12 protein-coding genes are annotated in these 12,775 nt (G+C 70.4%); 8 read left to right on the top strand and 4 right to left on the bottom strand.

Annotated elements, in window-relative coordinates; translation table 11 throughout:
* Positions 1-23 precede the first annotated feature (23 nt).
* From R9Z33_RS11685 to soxA, 7 genes are all read left to right on the top strand, one after another.
* Positions 24-1,187, top strand: a complete 1,164-nt coding sequence (locus R9Z33_RS11685; protein ID WP_318651465.1) for an acyl-CoA dehydrogenase family protein — start codon at positions 24-26, stop codon at positions 1,185-1,187.
* 74 nt (positions 1,188-1,261) lie between these two features.
* Positions 1,262-1,720 (top strand): (2Fe-2S)-binding protein, encoded by a 459-nt coding sequence (locus R9Z33_RS11680; RefSeq protein ID WP_318651464.1) that lies wholly within the window; start codon positions 1,262-1,264, stop codon positions 1,718-1,720.
* A 13-nt stretch (positions 1,721-1,733) separates the two neighbouring features.
* Positions 1,734-3,902 (top strand): xanthine dehydrogenase family protein molybdopterin-binding subunit, encoded by a 2,169-nt coding sequence (locus R9Z33_RS11675; RefSeq protein ID WP_318651463.1) that lies wholly within the window; start codon positions 1,734-1,736, stop codon positions 3,900-3,902.
* The gene (gene soxX, locus R9Z33_RS11670; RefSeq protein WP_318651462.1) at positions 3,903-4,328 is read left to right on the top strand and encodes a sulfur oxidation c-type cytochrome SoxX; all 426 of its coding nucleotides are present in this window, start codon (positions 3,903-3,905) and stop codon (positions 4,326-4,328) included.
* 4 nt (positions 4,329-4,332) lie between these two features.
* Positions 4,333-4,761, top strand: coding sequence for a thiosulfate oxidation carrier protein SoxY (locus R9Z33_RS11665; RefSeq protein WP_318651461.1), 429 nt, complete (start codon positions 4,333-4,335; stop codon positions 4,759-4,761).
* 3 nt (positions 4,762-4,764) lie between these two features.
* Positions 4,765-5,088, top strand: a complete 324-nt coding sequence (locus R9Z33_RS11660) for a thiosulfate oxidation carrier complex protein SoxZ (protein ID WP_318651460.1) — start codon at positions 4,765-4,767, stop codon at positions 5,086-5,088.
* A complete protein-coding gene (gene soxA / locus R9Z33_RS11655; RefSeq protein WP_318651459.1) occupies positions 5,085-5,816 on the top strand; it encodes a sulfur oxidation c-type cytochrome SoxA in 732 nt (243 codons plus the stop codon). The genes R9Z33_RS11660 and soxA overlap by 4 nt, the downstream gene beginning before the upstream one ends.
* 13 nt (positions 5,817-5,829) lie before the next feature.
* Here the strand turns inward: soxA and R9Z33_RS11650 are convergent, their stop codons facing one another.
* The 3 genes from R9Z33_RS11650 to R9Z33_RS11640 form a co-directional block, all read right to left on the bottom strand.
* Positions 5,830-6,693, bottom strand: a complete 864-nt coding sequence (locus R9Z33_RS11650) for an SMP-30/gluconolactonase/LRE family protein (RefSeq protein ID WP_318651458.1) — start codon at positions 6,691-6,693, stop codon at positions 5,830-5,832.
* A gap of 79 nt (positions 6,694-6,772) precedes the next feature.
* A complete protein-coding gene (locus tag R9Z33_RS11645) occupies positions 6,773-9,568 on the bottom strand; it encodes a phosphoenolpyruvate carboxylase (RefSeq protein ID WP_318651457.1) in 2,796 nt (931 codons plus the stop codon).
* A 52-nt stretch (positions 9,569-9,620) separates the two neighbouring features.
* Complete coding sequence (locus R9Z33_RS11640; protein WP_318651456.1) at positions 9,621-10,067, bottom strand: Lrp/AsnC family transcriptional regulator; 447 nt, start codon at positions 10,065-10,067, stop codon at positions 9,621-9,623.
* A 130-nt stretch (positions 10,068-10,197) separates the two neighbouring features.
* On the opposite strand from R9Z33_RS11640, the gene R9Z33_RS11635 reads away from it, so the two are divergent.
* Positions 10,198-11,457: a D-amino acid dehydrogenase gene (locus tag R9Z33_RS11635; RefSeq protein ID WP_318651455.1), complete on the top strand. Its 1,260-nt coding sequence runs from the start codon at positions 10,198-10,200 to the stop codon at positions 11,455-11,457.
* Between the two features lie 19 nt (positions 11,458-11,476).
* On the opposite strand, the gene R9Z33_RS11630 is transcribed toward R9Z33_RS11635, so the two are convergent.
* Positions 11,477-12,610 carry a Coenzyme F420 hydrogenase/dehydrogenase, beta subunit C-terminal domain gene (locus R9Z33_RS11630; RefSeq protein WP_318651454.1) on the bottom strand — a complete coding sequence of 378 codons (1,134 nt, stop codon included), beginning with the start codon at positions 12,608-12,610 and terminating at the stop codon, positions 11,477-11,479.
* Positions 12,611-12,775: the final 165 nt, after the last annotated feature.

Here is a 12,775-nt window from a genome sequence, read left to right as displayed (position 1 = left end):
GCCCAAAGCCAGGAGGAACCATCATGGACACCAATGCCGCCGCCCGCCCGCCCCGGCCGCGCACCGTCTTCACCGCCGAGCATGAGATGTTCCGCGAGCAGATGCGCCGCTTCGTCGATCGGGAGATCGCGCCCTTCCACCGCGACTGGGAACGTGCCGGCATCGTGCCGCGCGAAGTCTGGCGCAAGGCGGGCGCGCAGGGCTTCCTCTGCACCATGCTCGACCCGGAATATGGCGGCGCGGGCGGCGATTTCGGCCATGCCGCCATCATCATCGAGGAACTGGCGCGGGTGAACGCCTCGGGCGTCGCCTTCCAGCTCCATTCGGACATCGTGGTGCCCTACATCGCGGCCTATGCGAGCGAGGCGCGCAAGCGCGAATGGCTGCCGAAGATGGCCGCAGGCGAGATCATCGGCGCCATCGCCATGACCGAGCCGGGCATGGGCAGCGACCTCAAGGCGGTGCGGACCAGTGCGGTGCGCGATGGCGACCACTGGGTGATCAACGGCTCCAAGACCTTCATCTCGTCGGGGCAGAATGCGGGCCTCGTCATCGTCGTCTGCAAGACGGACCCTGCCGCCGGGCGGCGCGGCGTCTCGCTCATCGCCGTCGAGGAAGGCACGCCAGGCTTCACCAAGGGCCGCAAGCTCGAGAAGATCGGCATGCACGCGCAGGACACGTCGGAGCTGTTCTTCGAGGATGTGCGCGTGCCGGTGGAGAACCTGATCGGCGAGGAAAACGGCGGCTTCCGCCACCTGATGCACCAATTGCCGCAGGAGCGCCTCGTGATCGCGGTGCGTGCGGCCACCAGCATGGAGACCATGCTGGAGAAGACCATCGCCTACACGAAGGAGCGCCAGGTCTTCGGGCACTCGGTGTTCGATTTCCAGGTGCACCGCTTCAAGCTCGCCCAGGCCAAGGCCGAGATCGCCATGTTCCGCGTCTATGTGGATGACTGCATCGCGCGCCACATGCAGGGCGAGCTTTCGGGCGAGGAGGCGGCGGCGGCCAAGCTGCTGGGCACCGAGATGCAGAACCGCCTGCTGGATGACTTCCTGCAGATGCATGGCGGTTATGGCTACATGGCCGAATACGAGATCGGCCGCGCCTGGGCGGATGCGCGCGTGGGCCGCATCTATGGCGGCTCCAGCGAAGTGATGCGCGAGATCATCGCGCGCACGCTCTGACGCCGCAAATGGCTTGAACAAGACGGCCCGCTGGCGATATCCGCGGGCAACGGAACCTTCCTGGGAGAGGCTTCATGGCCAAGCTGAACGTGAATGGACGCGTGGTGGAGGTGAATGCCTCGCCCGATACGCCGCTGCTCTGGGCGATCCGCGACCATGTGGGCCTGACCGGCACCAAGTATGGTTGCGGCATCGCGCAATGCGGCGCCTGCACGGTGCATCTGGATGGTGTGCCCACCCGCTCCTGCGGCGTGACCCTGGGCTCCGTCACCGAGGCGCAGAAGATCGTCACGATCGAAGGGCTCTCGCCCGATGGCAACCACCCGATCCAGGTCGCGTGGCGCGCGCTGGACGTGCCGCAATGCGGCTTCTGCCAGTCCGGCATGATCATGGCGGCCGCCGCCCTGCTGGCCGAGAAGCCGCGGCCCACGGATGAGGACATCGACGCCGCCATGACGAACATCTGCCGCTGCGGCACCTACAACCGTGTGCGCGAGGGCATTCACCGTGCCGCGCGCGGCCTGGCCGGCTGAGGGGGCGCGGATCATGAACCATATCCGGACCTCGCGCCGTTCCCTGATGCAGGCGGCGGGCGCGCTCGTCGTCGGCTTCCACCTGGCGCCGCGCGGCGCGCTGGCGCAGGCCGCCGCCGCCAATGCCACGCCCGAGATCAACGCCTGGGTGGTGGTCCACCCGGATGACCGCGTGGTGCTGCGCATGGCCCGCACCGAGATGGGCCAGGGCACGCGCACCGGCCTCTGCCAGATGATCGCGGAGGAGCTGCATTGCGACTGGTCGAAGATCTCGACCGAATATGTGACGCCGGGCCAGAGCCTCGCGCGCAATCGCGCCTGGGGGAATTTCCTGACCGCCGGCAGCCAGGGCATCCGGCAGAGCCAGGACTATGTCCGCCGGGGCGGCGCCGCCGCGCGCATCATGCTGGTGCAGGCCGCCGCCAACCGCTGGGGCGTTGACCCGGCCACCTGCACCGCGAAGGACAGCGTGATCACGCATGGCCCGACCGGCCGCACGCTCACCTATGGCGCCGTCGCGACCGAGGCCGCGCGCCTCTCACCCCCCGCCCAGGTGCCGCTGAAGGAGCCGGGGCAATGGACGCTGATCGGCCAGTCCGTCCCGCGCCTCGACACGGCGGACAAGACGACCGGCAAGCTGATCTATGGCTCGGACCTCAGGATGCCGGGCATGCTGGTGGCGGTGCCCCGGCGCTGCCCCGTCTTCGGCGGGCGCCTGGCCAGCATGGATGCGGCGCGCGTCGCCGGCATGCCCGGCGTGAAGCATGTGCTGCGCGTGGGCGAGAATGCGGTGGCCGTCGTCGCCGAGACCTTCTGGCAGGCCAAGACCGCCCTCGACGCGCTGCCCGTGACCTGGGATGGCGGCGAGAATGCGCGCATCCAGCAATCCGACATCGAGGCGCGCCTCGATGAAGGGCTGAACGCCGCCGAGGCCTTCGTGGGCAACAGCAATGGCGATGCGCGCGCCGCCATCGCGGCCGCCCCGCGCAAGATCGAGGCGGTCTATTCCTATCCCTTCCAGAACCACGCGCCGATGGAGCCGATGAACGCGACGGTGGTCTGGACGCCCAACCGCTGCGACGTCTGGTGCCCGACGCAGAATGGCGAGGCCGCGCTGGTCGCCACCGCCACCGCCGCCGGCCTTCCGCAGACCCAGTGCGACGTGCACCGCATGGATCTCGGCGGCGGCTTCGGGCGGCGCACGACGCATGACTGGCTGATGGATGCCGTGCTCATCGCGAAGCAGGTTCCGGGCGTGCCGATCAAGACGATGTGGACGCGCGAGGAGGACATGGTGCAGGGGCGCTACCACCCCGTCACCAAGGCCAAGATGACGGCGGGCCTCGATGCGAATGGCGAGATCACCGGGCTGCACATGCGCATCTCGGGCCAGTCCATCCTCTCCTTCGTCTTCCCCAATGCGCTGCAGAACGGGCGCGATCCGGTGCAGTTCCAGGGGCTGAACGCGGGCGGGGCGGAAGGCGCCATCGGCTACAGCTTCCCGAACCTGCTGATTGATCACGCGATGCGGAACACGCATGTGCCGCCGCATTTCTGGCGGGGCGTGAACCACAACCAGAACGCCATCTACCTCGAGTGCTTCCTGGACGAGGTGGCGCATGCGACGAACCAGGACCCGCTGGCGCTGCGCCGCAAGCTGATGGCGAACCACCCGAAGCACCTGGCCGTGCTGAACGCGGTGGCCGAGCGCATCGGCTGGGGCTCGGCGCCGCCCGCGGGGCGCTTCCGCGGCATCGCGCAGCAGATGGGCTTCGGCAGCTATGTGGCCGCCGCCGCCGAGGTCTCGGTGAACCCGCAGGGGCAGCTCAAGATCCACCGCATCGTGGCGGCGACGGATTGCGGCGTCGCGGTGAACCCGAAGCAGATCGAGATGCAGGTGGAGGGCAGCTTCGTCTATGGCCTCTCCGCCCTGCTGCATGGCGAATGCACGGTGAAGGACGGCGCGATCGCCGAGACCAATTTCGACAGCTATCCGGTGCTGCGGATGGAGGAGATGCCGCAGGTCGAGACCATCGTCATGCCCTCTGGCGGGTTCTGGGGCGGTGTGGGCGAGCCCACCATCATGGTGGCCGCGCCGGCCGTGCTGAACGCGATCTTCGCGGCGACGGGCAAGCGCATCCGCTCCGTCCCGCTGAAGGACCAGGACCTGCGCCGCGCCTGAATGCGCTGGGCCCTGGCGCTGTTCCTCGCCACCCCGGCGCTGGCCGGGGTGGCGCCCTTCCTCGTCACGGGCGATGCGATCGAGACGCCGCTCGCGGCGAGCCCCGGCGATGCGGCGCGCGGGGCAGCGATCGTCCGGAACCGGGAGACGGCGAATTGCCTGATCTGCCACGCCATCCCCGATGCGCGCGAGCGCTTCATGGGCGATGTCGGGCCCTCGCTCGCGGGCGTCGGTTCGCGGCTCACGCCCGGCCAGATCCGGCTGCGCGTGGTGGACCCGACGCGACTCAATCCCGAGGCCGTGATGCCCGCCTATCATCGCGTCGAGGGGCTGACCCGCGTGGATGCCCGCCACCAGGGCCGGCCCGTCCTCACCGCGATGGAAATCGAGGATGTGGTGGCGTATCTGGCGGGGCTGAAGGAGTGACGTGATGCAACGCCGAACCCTGCTCGCCCTGCCGCTGGCCGCCGGCCCCGCATGGGCGCAGACCGCGGAGACCTATGAGGCGGCGGAGCAATCCATCCTGGCCGGGCGCCTCGCCTCGCCCAGCGGCATCACGATCGAGATGCCGACCCTCTCCGAGAACGGCAATTCCGTGGATATCTCGATCCGCGTGGAGAGCCCCAATACGCGGGCGGACCATGTGACGGCGATCCATATCCTCGCCGAGAAGAACCCCATCCCGCGCGTGGCGAGCTTCACGCTCGGCCCCCGGTCGGGCCGGGCCGAGGTGGCGACGCGCATCCGCCTGGCGACGACGCAGACCATCCTGGTGCTGGCGGAAACGAGCCGCGGCCAGATGCATCGCGCGGCGCGGGAGGTGATCGTCATCCTGGGCGCCTGCGTGGATGGGGGCTGACGCATGAGCGACATCATCGCCCGCATCACCCTGCCCGAGAGCGCACGCCGTGGCGAGGTGGTGAATGTGCGCGTCATCGTGCGCCACCCGATGGAGCGCGGCTTCGACGGCCCCGGCCTGACGCCCCTGCCCCGGAAGATCCTGCACACGCTGCGCGTGACCTATGCGGGCGAGGAGGTGTTCCGCATGGCACTCTCCTCCGGCATCACCGCCAACCCTTATGTCGAATTCACCACGCTCGCGGTGGAGACGGGGGAGATGGTCTTCGAATGGCAGGAGGATGGCGGCGCGGTCTACCGGCGCGAGGCACGGCTCGTCGTCACGTGAAGTGGCTGCTTCTCCTCGCCATGCTGCCGCTGGCGGCGGCGGCGCAGGAGGTGCGGCCCTCGCGGGACTTCCTCTCGCCGGCGCTGCGCGCGCAGCAGGAGGACCCTTCGCGCCATCCCGGCTGGCTCTGGGTGGATGAGGGCGAGGCGCTGTGGCGGCGGGGCGAGCCCTCCTGCCGGTCCTGCCATGGCGACATCGCGGGCATGCGGGGCGTGGCCACGCGCTATCCGGCGGTGGCGGCGGATGGCGCGCTGCTCAACCTGGAAGCGCGGATCGAGCGCTGCCGGGTGGAGAACCAGCGCGCGGCACCCTTCGGCCCGGAGAGCGAGGCGCTGCTGGCGCTGACCGCCGCGGTGGCGCGCCGATCGCGCGGGATGCCGATGTCGGTTCCCGTGGATGGCCCGGCCGCCGCCTTCCTGGAGGAGGGGCGCGCCTTCTACGAAGCGCGCCAGGGACAGCTCAACCTCTCCTGCGGGCAGTGCCATGACCAGAATGCCGGGCGGAACCTGCGCGGCGACGTGATCTCCAACGGCCTTGGCACCGGCTATCCGGCCTATCGGCTGGAGTGGAACGGCATGGGCTCGCTGCACCGGCGCCTGCGCGCCTGTTCGCTGGGCGTGCGCGCCACGCAATTCCCGCTGGGCGCGCGCGAGTATCTGACGCTGGAGCTCTATCTCGCGCATCGCGCGCGCGGGATGCCGGTGGAGGCGCCGGGGCTCAGGCGTTAGGCGACGCGGGCGGTCAGCCTGGCCAGTCGGCCACCATCACGGCGCCCGTGGAGGATTCCGTGATGAAGGCCCGGCCACCCCGCAGGGCCAGGTTCGTCACGGTGCTGCCCCGGCAGGAGCGCAGCCGTGCCACCGGTTCGCCCTGCGGGCTCAGCACGATCACGCAGCCGAGCGAGGCGTGGGAGACCATCAGCCGCCCCTCCCCGTCCATCGCCAGCCCATCCGGGCCGCTCACCCCATGGAAGCTCGCGAAGCGGCCGACCTTGGCGGTGCCGCCATCGGGCATCAACGGCACGCGCCAGATGGAGTTGTCGCGCGTCATCGCGACGAAGAGCACCTCCTCATCGGCCGAGAGCACCAGGCCGTTGGGGCTCGGGCCGTTCTGGATCAGCAGGTCGAGCCCGCCATCGGCGCGCCAGCGATAGACGCGGCCCGTCGGGTCATGCAGGCCGGACTGGCCCTGGTCGGTGAAGTAGAGATCGCCGTTGCGGGCGAAGACCAGGTCGTTCGGGCCCTTGAAGCGTTCGCTGTTGCGGCGGGGCAGCGCGGGCGTGATGCGCCCGCTGGCGAGGTCGAGCGCCAGGATCCCCTGCTTGTAGTCGGCGATGAACATGCGCTCGCCATCCGGATGGAGGGCCAGCCCGTTCGGCTCGCCGTCATATTCGGCGATGAGGGTCCAGTCGTCCGGCGCATCGAGGCGGAAGATGCGGCCATGCGGGATGTCGGTGACGAAGAGGCGGCCCTGAGGGTCGAAGCAGGGCCCTTCCAGGAAGCTCGCCACGGCCTCGCCGCGCTTGTTCGCGCGGGACCATTCGGTGACGACGCCCCGGCGGAGCGCGGCGGGAATCTCGGCGTAGATCTGGGTCGGAATGTCCATGGCCTGAGCCTAGCCAAGGAACGGCGTCTGGGGCACCCATTGAAAGGATGGGGCCGGAGCCGCCGGAGGCCGCCTTCTTTCACCCAAAGAACCCGACTTCCTCCGCAACGGCCGCCGAGCAGAAGCGCACCAGCCCGATCAGCTGCCGCATCGGCTGGAAGATCTCGGCATGCTCGCGCGCATAGCTCGCCCCCTCGCCCGGCACGGAGGGTTCGTGGAAATCGAGGCCGGCGACGGGGTCGGGTGCGGCGGGAAACACCTGCTCCAGCAGGGCGAGCGCCGGCTCCACGTCGAGCGCGAGGATGCGGCTGATCACCGTCTCGCGCGTGGCACCATGGCGGGGCGAGAATTCGGGGATGCTGACGGCCAACAGCCAGAGGCGATGGATGAGGGCGAGGCGCAGCGCGTGCAGCAGCACGAGGCGCTCCGGCATCACCGGCAATTCGGGCCAGGCGGCGCGAAGGGCCAGATGGTCCGACTGGAAGCGGCGATAGAGGCGACGTAGCGGCGCCTGGAGGTCCAGCTCATCCAGCGGCGCCGAGACGGCCAGCAATTGCTGCGCGCGGCCAGGGCGCGAGGTGGCGGCGGCACGGTCGAGCCAGGTCCCGGGGTCGAGCGTGCCGATCACCGCGCGCACCACGCCGATGTCGGAGCATTCGGCGGCGCGCGCCGCCATGGCCAGCGCGCGGGCGAAGCGCGGCGAACGGGCGCGGAGGTCGTTGAAGGCCTCGGGGTTGGCGGCGACGGCAGCCCCCAGCCCGTGCATGGTGTTGGCGAGCCAGCCCACCTGCTGAAGGATCGCGTTGTTCGGAATGGCGCGCAGCTGCGAGGGGTGGCTGATGCGCGCGGGCCCGCCCATGCCATCGGTCTGCCGCGCGGCGGGGCGGGAGCCGGTACGCTCCAGCAGGCCCGGGCCGAAACCACCGAGCAGCGCGGCGTAGCCGGGGTCTTCGACCAGCGCCTGCACCTCGCGGCGAAGGGTCGCGAAGAAGTCGGCGCCGTAATCGGCCTCGGCATAGATCGGGTCGCGCTCGCGAGGGGGCTTGGCGAAGGCGTGCTCGGCGATGCGGGCGATGGTGGCCTGCGCCAGGGCTTCCGTGCCGAAGAGGAGGTAGCCGTCGCCGCCCTGGAAGCTCGATTCCTCGCGCACGGCGAAGCCCGCTTCGGCCAGCGCCGCGCGCGCCTGGGGCGGGAAGAGGTATTCCAGCCGATCGCGCAGGCTCTTGGGATGCGCGCCGCGGCCGATGCTCTCGCCATGCGTGTCGAAGAGGACGAGTTCCACATCGGAAAGCCCGTGCCGGCGCAGCAATTCGGCGAGGCGCAGCTTCAGGCGCTCCACCAGGTAGGAGGCGGCGAGCTGGCCGACATAGCGGCCGGAATCGGAATAGCCGAATTGCAGGCAGAGGCGGCCATGCAGGCGGAGGTAGTCCTTGAAATGCGGGCTGCGCAGCGCCTCGTCCAGCACGCGCTCGCCATGCTCGAGGGCACTCGCAGTCTCGAAGAGCGGCGAGATCTCGACATGCCGCTCCACGCCGAAATGCCGCGCGAGCCACAAGGCGGCCAGCAGCGTGTAGCCCGTCTCGGTCTCGGCGATCAGGAAGCGCACGGGGGCGGAGCCATCCACATGCTTCGCGATCTGCGCGATGTTCATCATGAGCTTGGCGGCGGAAGCCTGCTCGGCCAGCAGCGCGCCGAAATCCACGGGGCGCGGCGTGACGCTGGCCAGCGCCGCATTGATCTGCGCGAGCAGCCCGCGCCGCATCGCCATGTCCTCGGGCGCGGTGCTGAGTTCCAGGCGCTGGCGCAGCGCATTGTGCAGCTGGAGCGAATTGAGCCGCACATGGGTGTGCGCGAGCGAGAGGCCATGCGCCGCGAAGCCCGCGCGCGCGACGGCGAGTTCAAGGCGCGTCGCGTCATCGGGTGCCGATGCCAGCGCCGCCTCGAACAGCGCGAGGATGGGGCCGAGATCGGTCATCGCCGCCTCGCGGCGCGTCACCATCTCGGCGGCGAGCGCCTGGACCGAGGCAGGGCCGGGCTTTTCCGGCACGGCGGCGATCTGCGCCGCCACCGCCTCCAGCGCCTCGGCCAGCCGCGCGGTGAGCGGCGCCGCCACCTCGCCGAGCGGCGCGAGCTGGGCCGAAAGCCGCTCCAGCTGCAGGCGCTTCATGTTGAGGCGAAGGCGCAGCGTGTCCCACCAGCCGATATCGGTGCGGCCATCCGTGTCGTAGCCGACCCAGGTGGCGAGGGTGACGGGGCTCGGGCGCAGCGTCGCCCAGCGGTCGGGCCAGACGGATTGCGCGGCCTGGAACAGGGCGCGGGCGAAGGCGTCCAGCGCGTCACGCCCCCGGGTGATGGCGGCATTGGCCTGGGCGAATTCGCCGGCGAGATCGATCGGCGCCGGGCGGTGCGGCAGGCCGCGCGGCGGCGCCTCGCCCGTGCTGGCGGCGATGGCGAGCGCCTGGCCGGTGTCGGCGGGCAGCGAGAAGGTGGGATGCGCGGTGAAGACGGCGGAGAAGCGCGTGCGCTCCACCGCCTCGCGATAGGCGGCGAAGGGGACGGGGCTGTCCAGCGGATCGGGCCGCACCAGCCGCGCCGCGATGCCCTCCAGCGCCAGCCCGGGGGTCTGGCCGGGCGTGTGGCCGAGATAGGCGGCGAGGCGCCGGGCCCGGCCCGCCGCCGCGTCATCCGCCAGGTCCTGCACCAGGGCCTCGAGCGCCGCGAGGTTCAGCGCGCCGTCATCCACGCGGCGGCTGATTGCCAGCGCCATCAGCAGCACGGGGTCGCCAAAGGGGTCCTGCGCGGCGCCGACGCGCGCGGCGTGCAGCCGGGCCAGCAGGTCATCGAGCAGCGAGGGCGGGGTGGTGGCGTCGGGCATGCATTTATGCTGCACCTGCGAAGAGGCCCTTCGCCAGCAAAAAACACGCGGTTCAGCCCCGAATCACGGCGCGGATGGCGAAACTTGACTGAATTCGCGCCACCCCGGGCATGCGGCTGAGCTGTTCCTTGTGGATGCGCTCGTAATCCGCCGCATCCCGCGCCTCGACGCGGAGCTGATAGTCGGCGATGCCGGTCATCAGGTAGCAGGCGCGCACCTCGGGGCAGCGGCGCACCGCGGCCTCGAAGCGGGCGAGGTGCTGGTCGGTCTGCCGGTCCAGCGTGATCTGGACGATCACGGTGACCCCCGCGCTCTCCACCGGCTCGTCCAGCACCACGGTGTAGCCGCGGATGACGCCGCGGCCTTCCATCAGCCGCAGGCGGCGCAGGCAGGCGGAGGGCGACAGGCCCACGGCCGCGGCCAGCGCGGTATTGCTCATCCGCGCATCGCGGCGGAGTTCGCGGAGCATGGCGAGGTCAATCTCGTCGAGGGCGTGCATGCGTGGAATCTGCGATATGTTCGCAGGATCGTGCAAGAGCTACCCCGCCTTCGCAGGATCCACGGCGAAATCGGCGGAAATGCCGCCTTCGCGTCCCTATCCTCCAGCCAACCAAATGGCGGAGGCTTCCATGCGCATCCTCGTTCTCGGCTCTGGCGTCGTCGGCGTGACCAGCGCCTGGTATCTGGCGCGCGCGGGCCATGAGGTGACGGTACTGGACCGGCAGGCCGCGCCCGGCATGGAGACGAGCTTCGCCAATGCCGGCCAGGTCTCGCCCGGCTATTCCGCCCCCTGGGCCGCGCCCGGCATCCCGATGAAGGCGCTGAAATGGCTGATGATGCGCCACCGGCCGCTGGTGGTCTGGCCGCAGGCGGATGGCGGGCTCTATGGCTGGCTGGCGCGCATGCTGGCGAATTGCACCGAGGCCGCCTACGCCACCAACAAGGCGCGCATGGTGCGCCTCGCTGAATACAGCCGCGACGCGCTGCGCGACCTGCGGGCTGAGACCGGCATCGCCTATGACCAGCGCATGCAGGGCACGCTGCAGCTCTTCCGCACGCAGAAGCAGCTCGACGCCGTGGGCGCCGACACGACCGTGCTGGAGCAGTTCGGCGTGCGCTATGACGTGCTGGACGCGGCTGGCTGCGTGGCGGCCGAGCCGGCGCTGGCGCGCGTTGCGGGCAAGTATGTGGGCGGGCTGCGCCTGCCGGGCGACGAGACGGGGGATGCGCATATCTTCACGCAGCGCCTCGCCGAGATGGCGGCCGCCGCCGGCGTCACCTTCCGCCAGGGTGTGACCATCAGGCGCCTGCACAATCTGGGCGGCAGCATCACCGGCGTCGAGACCGATCAGGGCCTTTTCACCGCCGACCGCTATGTGGTGGCCATGGGCAGCTATTCGACGGCGCTGCTCAGGCCGCTCGCCGTGCATGTGCCGGTCTATCCGGTGAAGGGCTATTCGCTGACCATGCCGGTGACGAACCCCGACGCGGCGCCGGTCTCCACCGTGATGGACGAGACCTTCAAGGTCGCCATCACGCGGCTGGGCGATCGCATCCGGGTGGGCGGCACGGCGGAGCTGGCGGGCTTCTCGCTCAAGCTGCGCGGCCCCCGGCGCGAGACGCTGGCCCATTCCGTGCGCGACCTCTTCCCCGAGGGCGGCGACATCGAGCACGCGCAGTTCTGGACCGGGCTGCGCCCCATGACGCCGGATGGCACGCCCATCGTCGGCCCCACGCGCTACGAGAACCTGTTCCTCAACACCGGCCACGGCACGCTGGGCTGGACCATGGCCTGCGGGTCGGGCCGCGTCCTGGCCGACCTGATGAGCGCGCGCGCGCCGGAGATCGAGGCGACGGACCTGGCGCCGGCGCGCTACGCGGTGGCGTGAGGTCGGGGCGCGCGCCGCTCTATCGCCGCTCGCCGTCCTTGGGCATCAGGCCATAGGGCTCGACCAGCGTCCAGACATGGGCGGGCACCATGTTCTTCACGCTGGCCGGCTCCTCGCGGCGCAGATGCACCACCGTCTCGCAGGCCTTCATCTCGACGCGGGTGCGGGCGAATTCCAGGCCGCGCGGGCCGATGCGCGGCATGAGCCAACCGACGATGGGGCGGATCCAGTCGGGCATGCGGCGCAGCGGCAGGCCACCGGCGGCGCGCTCGACATTGGCCAGGAAGCCGCGCACGGCGCCCGCGCGCTTGCCCTTGCTGCCGGGCGCCTCCACGCGGATCTCCTCGCCGAGGAGGTTGAGCAACTCCTCGCCGCGCTCGTTGCGGACCAGCAGCCATTGCTCGCCCTGCCCGCCCATGTAGCCGACCGTGATGTCGGCCAGCACATTGGTGTAGTCCACGCAGCTGCGGCAGGTGAGCGGGAAGAAATCCGGCGGCAATTGCGAGATGGGCAGTTGCAGGAAGGGGATGGTGCGCGTCCGCCCATCGGTGAAGCGCAGCTCGACATGGTAGTCGGCGCGGAATTCCAGGTAGGTGATGCTGGCCGGATCGTCATCCAGCAGGTCCAGGAAGGTGTGGAAGCTTTCCGTCGTCGTGTTGTCGGAACAGGGCGTGCCGATGACGTAGAGGCGCTCCAGCCCCAGCTCCGCCTCCAGCACCCGCAGCGCATGCACCTGGCAGGGGATGCCGATGACGGCGAGGCGCTTGTAGCCCGCCGCCCGCGCCGGTTCGAGCAAGGCCAGCAGTGGCGCATAGCCCATCCGCATGCCGCGCACCTGGGCCATGCCCTCGGGCCTGGTGACCAGCACCGGCACCGGCTTCCAGTGATCCTCGGGGTCGGGCGCCATGGTCAGCACGGCCTCCACGGCGCCGGCCGCCAGCAGCTTCTCGGCGATGCGGGTGGTGATGCCGGTCCATTGCGCGCCGGGCAGCGGCGCCTTCAGGGCCGCCTTCAGCATCTTACGGAAGGGTCCGAAATGTAGCTCATCCGGCCGGGCGGGGTCGCGCGCGCGGCCATGCACGCGGGCTTCCATCTTCGGGTAGTCGGGCGCGATGAACTGGCAGGCGGTGCCGCAGGCCTTGGGGTTCGCCATGCGCGAGACGCCGCAATCCGTGCAGAGGCCGCGCGGCGCGGCATCGCGAAGCGGTGGCGCCCAAAGCGGGGGCGCAGGGGGGGCCACAGGGGGAGATTGGTCCAAGGCTTGCCCTCACGGTTTTCCGGAGAGGCTATGACAGCGTCGTCATGCGCGCCACCTCGC

This window comes from Sediminicoccus rosea, from assembly GCF_033547095.1.
Taxonomy (GTDB): Bacteria; Pseudomonadota; Alphaproteobacteria; order Acetobacterales; family Acetobacteraceae; genus Roseococcus; species Roseococcus rosea.
This window is presented reverse-complemented; position numbering and strand designations above follow the sequence as displayed.

What these genes read in the sequence shown, in the direction of transcription:
- R9Z33_RS11685 (WP_318651465.1), top strand. Translation starts at nt 24, where the DNA reads ATGGACACCAATGCCGCCGCCCGCCCGCCCCGGCCGCGCACCGTCTTC.
- R9Z33_RS11680 (WP_318651464.1), top strand. Translation starts at nt 1,262, where the DNA reads ATGGCCAAGCTGAACGTGAATGGACGCGTGGTGGAGGTGAATGCCTCG.
- R9Z33_RS11630 (WP_318651454.1), bottom strand. Translation starts at nt 12,610, where the DNA reads ATGGCGAACCCCAAGGCCTGCGGCACCGCCTGCCAGTTCATCGCGCCC.
- R9Z33_RS11650 (WP_318651458.1), bottom strand. Translation starts at nt 6,693, where the DNA reads ATGGACATTCCGACCCAGATCTACGCCGAGATTCCCGCCGCGCTCCGC.
- R9Z33_RS11635 (WP_318651455.1), top strand. Translation starts at nt 10,198, where the DNA reads ATGCGCATCCTCGTTCTCGGCTCTGGCGTCGTCGGCGTGACCAGCGCC.
- R9Z33_RS11640 (WP_318651456.1), bottom strand. Translation starts at nt 10,067, where the DNA reads ATGCACGCCCTCGACGAGATTGACCTCGCCATGCTCCGCGAACTCCGC.
- R9Z33_RS11645 (WP_318651457.1), bottom strand. Translation starts at nt 9,568, where the DNA reads ATGCCCGACGCCACCACCCCGCCCTCGCTGCTCGATGACCTGCTGGCC.
- soxX (WP_318651462.1), top strand. Translation starts at nt 3,903, where the DNA reads ATGCGCTGGGCCCTGGCGCTGTTCCTCGCCACCCCGGCGCTGGCCGGG.
- R9Z33_RS11660 (WP_318651460.1), top strand. Translation starts at nt 4,765, where the DNA reads ATGAGCGACATCATCGCCCGCATCACCCTGCCCGAGAGCGCACGCCGT.
- R9Z33_RS11675 (WP_318651463.1), top strand. Translation starts at nt 1,734, where the DNA reads ATGAACCATATCCGGACCTCGCGCCGTTCCCTGATGCAGGCGGCGGGC.
- R9Z33_RS11665 (WP_318651461.1), top strand. Translation starts at nt 4,333, where the DNA reads ATGCAACGCCGAACCCTGCTCGCCCTGCCGCTGGCCGCCGGCCCCGCA.